General features: G+C 48.8%; 4 protein-coding genes. 2 read left to right on the plus strand and 2 right to left on the minus strand.

All coding sequences use genetic code 11. The features are described 5' to 3' along the window. Positions 1-650: 650 nt before the first annotated feature. Positions 651-1,535 carry a RepB family plasmid replication initiator protein gene (locus ACKLKD_RS27485; protein ID WP_004186900.1) on the plus strand — a complete coding sequence of 295 codons (885 nt, stop codon included), beginning with the start codon at positions 651-653 and terminating at the stop codon, positions 1,533-1,535. A gap of 896 nt (positions 1,536-2,431) precedes the next feature. Next, positions 2,432-2,716: a hypothetical protein gene (locus tag ACKLKD_RS27490; protein WP_136537796.1), complete on the plus strand. Its 285-nt coding sequence runs from the start codon at positions 2,432-2,434 to the stop codon at positions 2,714-2,716. A 218-nt stretch (positions 2,717-2,934) separates the two neighbouring features. Here ACKLKD_RS27490 and ACKLKD_RS27495 read toward each other — a convergent pair whose 3' ends face one another. Both ACKLKD_RS27495 and ACKLKD_RS27500 read right to left on the minus strand, forming a co-directional pair. After that, complete coding sequence (locus ACKLKD_RS27495; RefSeq protein WP_014386530.1) at positions 2,935-4,002, minus strand: hypothetical protein; 1,068 nt, start codon at positions 4,000-4,002, stop codon at positions 2,935-2,937. A gap of 85 nt (positions 4,003-4,087) precedes the next feature. Continuing rightward, positions 4,088-4,342, minus strand: a complete 255-nt coding sequence (locus ACKLKD_RS27500; RefSeq protein ID WP_016946352.1) for an Hha/YmoA family nucleoid-associated regulatory protein — start codon at positions 4,340-4,342, stop codon at positions 4,088-4,090. Positions 4,343-4,479: the final 137 nt, after the last annotated feature.

Here is a 4,479-nt window from a genome sequence, read left to right on the forward strand (position 1 = left end):
TGAGACGACCCCAAGAGTATCAAACGATGCCTGTCTCCCCTCCTCTGAACTATCTGCTCAGTCGCGAACCTTAACGATAGGGTGATTCAGTTTCGGCAAATGGCAGCATGGTAATGTCAGCCAACAGCGTGCTGGTGAATTTATTGTCGGGCCAGACGAATTCAGTTTGTCACTGCATACTGCATGCCGGGTAGAGGAGTGAACAACGATCGAACTGAAACAGTTGCAGCGTCGTATGGAGAAAGAATGGGTTGGTTTCAGGCGGTGCTTCGGCCGGTTTCAAACAGTGTCTGACCGGCTTCTGGTAAGTTTCTCCCTTGCTGTCTGGTGATTCTGTCTTGCCCGGATTGTTGACTATTGATGATGGTGTTTATCCACAGCTTAGAATAATAACAGAAGCTTAACTAAAGCTAAGTAAAGGACAAAAAGGACTAATAAAAGAATAACGTTTTAGTGAGGCCTTGAACTACGGGCCTCTCAGGCCATCTCTGTCAACGCTGGCGGGTATTCTATCATTGCTGGCGGGTGAACCATCATCGCCAGAGGGTATACCATCAACGCTAACGGGGCAATTATCATCGCCAGAGGGTAGATTTTATCAACGCCAGCGGGTAATCTGGTAAAAATATCCACATCCGGGATTTTATAAAATGGCCAATGATAACAATCAGTTAGCGCTAATCATCACTGAGCAAGATAAAAGTTCTGGTGAAGTTATACATTTGGTTCCTAACTCAAAACAGAGTATTCAACCCAAATCGCTACTGCGATTGGGGGTCTTTGTTCCGACAGTCAAGGATGGCAGTGACCCTATGGCACGAGGTCATGTCATCGATGCAACGACTGAGTTGTGTCGTCTTTCTTCTATCGCTGGAGAGGGGTACGAAAAGATTAGTATTTTTGGGCCCAGGCTTGATATGGATACGGATTTCAAAGTCTGGCTAGGGATCGTGGACACACTCGCCAACACATTTCTTGAGCCTGATGGGACTGTTAGGGTCAATTTTATTGATTTTGCTTTCAGTTGTGGGCTTGCTACAAAACGAGTTGATTCAAGGTTAAGGAAACGTTTTAGCGACTCACTGACACGGATCCAGCACACCCATTTCCAGTTCATCAAAAACTCAACAGTAGAAGGGAAAAAAGTAAAGATCGACATGAGCCTGGTGTCTACTTCTTACTATGATGAGGGAACCGATGAGGTCATTATCAGGCCAAATCCGGATTTGAATACTCTGTATCGTGTCGACGGGAAGACCCGACTTTACTTAAAAATATTGAAGACCCTGTCTCGAAAAGAATCAGCCCAGGCACTGTATCTTTATCTAGTTGAATTACCTGACCATTTTTATCGCATTGGATTCGACCGCTTAAGAGAACGGTTGCAGCTGACTTCACACAAAGGTGCTCAGAATGCGACGATAAAAAAAGCGTTAGAGCAACTGGATGAAGCTGGTTTTTTAAAATACACGATAGAAAAAAATCGTGGGGATTATGTACTGGTCATTCTTAGTCGAAACAAAAAAGTTACCTGAGTTATTTAGGTAAAATCAGTCATTTACATTACACACTGACTCCAGAGTGTAATTTTAAGAGTTCGGGTTTTTAGCTAACGCAGCAAACCGAACCAGGTAATTACCCTCCAGGAATGAGGCTTTACACCAGCAGCGCCCTGTTTACCCGCCAGCGTTGAAGATGACCACCAGCAGCGACCACGCTTACCCGTCAGCGTTGAGGATGGTCACTGGTATCGCCCCTGTTTACCCGCCTGCGTTGAGGATGAGCACCGTCAGCGGTCACGTTTACCCGCCAGCGTTGAGGATAAGCACCGGCAGCGGCCCACTTTCCCCGCCAGCGTTGAGGATAGCCACCGTCAGCGGCCCCATTTACCCGCCTGCGTTGAGGTTGAGCACCGGCAGCGGCCACGCTTACCCGCCAGCGTTGAGGATGACTACCGGCAGCGGTCCCGTTTACCCGCCAGCGTTGAGGATGAGCACCGGCAGCGGATCCGTTTACCCGCCAGCGTTGAGGATGAGCACCGGCAGCGGCCCCGCTTACCCGCCAGCGTTGAGGATGAGCACCTGCAGCGGCCCACTTTCCCCGCCAGCGTTGAGGATAGCCACCGTCAGCGGCCCCGTTTACCCGCCAGCGTTGAGGATGAGCACCGGCAGCGGCCCCGTTTACCCGCCAGCGTTGAGGATGAGCACCTGCAGCAGCCCCGTTTGCCCGCCAGCGTTGAGGATAGCCACCGTCAGCGGCCCCGTTTACCCGCCAGCGTTGAGGATGAGCACCGGCAGCGGCCCCGCTTACCCGCCAGCGTTGAGGATGAGCACCTGCAGCAGCCCCGTTTGCCCGCCAGCGTTGAGGATAGCACCTGCAGCGACCCCGCTTACCCGCCAGCGTTGAGGATGAGCACCGTCAGCGACCCGGTTTGCCCGCCAGCGTTGAGGATAAGCACCGTCAGCGCCCCCGTTTGCCCGCCAGCGTTGAGGATAAGCACCGTCAGCGGTCACGTTTACCCGCCAGCGTTGAGGATGAGCACCGTCAGCGGTCACGTTTACACGCCAGCGTTGAGGATGAGCACAGTCAGCGGATCCGTTTACCCGCCAGCGTTGAGGATAAGCACCGTCAGCGGTCACGTTTACCCGCCAGCGTTGAGGATAAGCACCGTCAGCGCCCCCGTTTGCCCGCCAGCGTTGAGAATAAGCAACGGTAGCGGATCCGTTTACCCGCCAGCGTTGAGAATGATTCCCCTCCACCGACCCCGTTTACCCGCCAGCTTTGACACTACCAGCGACTACAGTCGACATTAAAATCGCCGTGACCTGCTGCAGCGTGATATACGCCCGGCTGGCATGAAAAGAATTTTAACCAAACAGCACACATCCAGCGGTACAGGAGGCCCGGTTTAACCCGGGGCAGAAACAGATTGATCTATAGCGACTTGTTAGGATCATTTAGCAAAAACCAATCCCGAAAGGCCTGCTTGCTATCGAAGGTGGGAAGGTTATGTATGGACAAGTTCCAGTTAATGATTTTCACTATAAAAGACAAAAATTCAATTTCAGCCTCATTCAGTACACCCTCTCCTTTTTTGCGTATATAGAAGTCATACCATCGTTCGTAAGCGGCAACATTGATAGATTCAGATGCTTCCAGAAGCCGGGGGATATAATAAACCAGTTCTTCAAAGGCAATACTGCCTTGAGGGATATCAGAACGGCTCAGGCGACAAAGAAGGTTAATCGTGGCTCGAAGGTGATGCCACTGCTGTGCCGGGGAGGATGGGAGAGCGTTCATGCTTATCGGAAGTTCATGAGGAATTAAAGCAAGGATCTGATTTCCACTGGTAGACAGCTCACGCCGGTACTGGTGTAAAGTATGGTGTTTAACCTTCTTCATCATAGGATGGTAGATCCATTTTTTCGCTTCCTCAGAAACGAAAAGTAACTTTTCTATCGCATCCATCATCTTTATGCCTTCCCCATTCTCACGATATGGAGCGATGATACTTTCAATCCGAACGGCATCGATCTCCACCAGCGCCAGCTGGTCTGTTTGCGCTAACAGGTCTGGATTTGGCTGGATATCCTCCGACGTATCATTAATAAATATCCCGATTATCGTATCGTTACATATCCCTGTGAGGTCAGCATTAAGGCCACAAACAATCCCACCACCAGCGAGATTTTTGAGGTTAACTATCCCTTTCTCCTTACCCTGCAGAAGATGAGGGAGAGCAAGGTATTTTTTTTCCTGTATTTTCACCTTTATGTATTTTTTTATATGTTGTAGTGTGAGCTCACTACAAACCCCTTTTACTTCTGTGCTGTGGCTAAAATGCCATTTTTTATTTTGACCCTGCCTGGCAATCAGGGAGGTCCCACAGATGAGGCAGATACAGTTACACGAAAGCCCATTTTCAACGCTGGCGATATCAACAATTTTATTTGAATCCGTATCAAATCCAAACGGGATCCATTTTTGTGCATTACGTCGCATGTATATTCCTCGTTAAAAATGAGTAAAGGAATTCTACATCATCCGTTTTTATCAAACCTGGAATAACAGCGTCTAATTACATTATTCATATCTCATCGGGGATGAGATGCCACACGGAAGCAGGTATTTTGTCATAGTTTTTTTTCATGTAGATCTCAGCCCTGCGGTGATCATAAGCTCCGTTCAGGCTGGTTATCTTATTTATATCCCCACCTTCATCATTTAATTTATCCAGGATACGCTCAAACACTCGGTCAAGGGTTTCAGTCGTACTGCACTTTCTGAACTTCAGGAGATAGGTTTCTCTCAGGCTACTGTGCGCATTTGGGCTTTTCAACAACGACGCTCCGGGGCATGTTCAAAAACACTGGCTATTTTCGAAAACAGTAAACGAAGTTCCACGCACAGGCAAGAGAAGCCATTTGATTAATTCACGTTCTGCCTGGATTTGAAAAAAAACAATGTTACTATACTGGT

The sequence above is a fragment of the Klebsiella sp. 10982 genome (assembly GCF_048589245.1).
GTDB lineage: Bacteria > Pseudomonadota > Gammaproteobacteria > Enterobacterales > Enterobacteriaceae > Klebsiella > Klebsiella quasivariicola.

Excerpts from the sequence above, each read along its gene's own strand:
- ACKLKD_RS27485 (WP_004186900.1), top strand. The coding sequence starts at position 651 with ATGGCCAATGATAACAATCAGTTAGCGCTAATCATCACTGAGCAAGAT.
- ACKLKD_RS27495 (WP_014386530.1), bottom strand. The coding sequence starts at position 4,002 with ATGCGACGTAATGCACAAAAATGGATCCCGTTTGGATTTGATACGGAT.